This is a genomic window from Methanosarcina sp. MSH10X1 (genome assembly GCF_004099695.1).
Lineage (GTDB): Archaea > Halobacteriota > Methanosarcinia > Methanosarcinales > Methanosarcinaceae > Methanosarcina.
The window spans coordinates 1-1,385 of sequence record NZ_SCHL01000045.1 but is presented as its reverse complement, the minus strand read 5'-3'; the positions used below and the strand labels follow the sequence as shown (position 1 = coordinate 1,385).

Sequence of the window (1,385 nt, the reverse complement as noted above, 5' to 3'; positions counted from 1 at the left end):
TAGGATCTTCCGGTCGAATCCCTCCAGGAGTAAGAAGGCACAAGAGACCCGATATGAGTTCCTGATGCCAGATAGTTCGAGCTCCAGCTAACGGTTTGACCGCTAAACGAGACCGAATCCGGATTGAAATTTGCAGTAACTTCAGAGGCAACAGGATCAGGAGAATCAAAGCCATCTCTTAGAATTTGACCCTGAACCGATGCCGTATAAACGCTGTCCGTAACTGCATGGATAAGATCAGGATTCTCTTCTGTCCATACGTGGTCGTTGAAAACCCAGCCGTCAATAACTCCGTCGGTATAATTGGAAGCTGAAACTTCGATTTTCGAATATTCGGAAAGCTGTTCAAATGAAGTATTAGTCTCTTTAAGGGATTCTTCTATGCTCTTTTCCACGTCCAGGGAAAAGGATTTGTTCTGTGCAAGCGAATCGTAAGTGGTTGCCAGGTTTACGCCTTTATCCTGCTCATAACGAGAGATTGAAGCATTCAGCTTACTGTTAGAGCCAGATGGTAATTTCCCCCTACCTGAGGTGCTGCTTGAGGTAGAAACGTCTTCATAAAGGACTTTTCCGTTATAGTAAGTTGTATAGGTTAGAGCAAGGGGGTCAACCGAATCAAAAATTCTTTTCTGAGTATAGAGCGTGGCTCCGTTAATAGAGCTTGAGAGGGCAGGATTTGTCAGGATATTTAGAGGCCCGTTTGCATAATGCTGCCAGGGACCGTAGACAAAAGTTCTCAGGTTTGTTGCTCCGAGCACAAGGTTTGATGTCGAATCAAGGCTTGAGGTGTTTCCAAGCTCGGTTTCGTATTCCCTGACAAGTTCTTCAAGAAGCGGTTCCCTTGAGGTAATCATCGTGGAGAGTTTCATGCTGCTGTTAAATGATTCTCCTGACTCAAGGTTAACAAGGGTATAATTCAGGACTGGTATCTCAAAAACGTAGTAAATAGTATAATTTTTACTGGCATGAGTGTTGTAACCTGTATCAAAAGCGAGGTTTGTGTCAGCGTAATTCTTACTTTTGCTGCCAGATGAAATTTCCCTTTGCAGAGTTCCTGTTACTTTCCTGATTTTTATCTGCTCGGGCTTTATGTACGGCTCCACATTGATTGCGTATTCCCTGAAGGTGTGGCTGTTTCCCTGGTAATTTATAGAAAGCAGCCTGTTAAAAGCATCTGCTGTGATATCTTTTACCGGGCTTACTTCAATTACGAACCAGTCCGAGGCTTTTAATTCGTTGCCGTAATAAAGCTCAATTGAGGCATATCCTGAGGCTGCGGAATCCGGAATTTTTACGTCTTCCTGAAGTGAGACTTTCCGGAAAAAACCGGTTGCCTGGCCGTAGTTTATACTTTTTATTTCATAGCCTGATGAGTCGTTGACAAT

Annotated in this window: 1 pseudogene; it reads right to left on the bottom strand. The window is 43.6% G+C overall.

The annotated features are described in order from the left end of the window. A pseudogene (locus tag EQO05_RS15210) lies at nt 1-1,385 on the bottom strand (hypothetical protein); the annotation flags it as partial.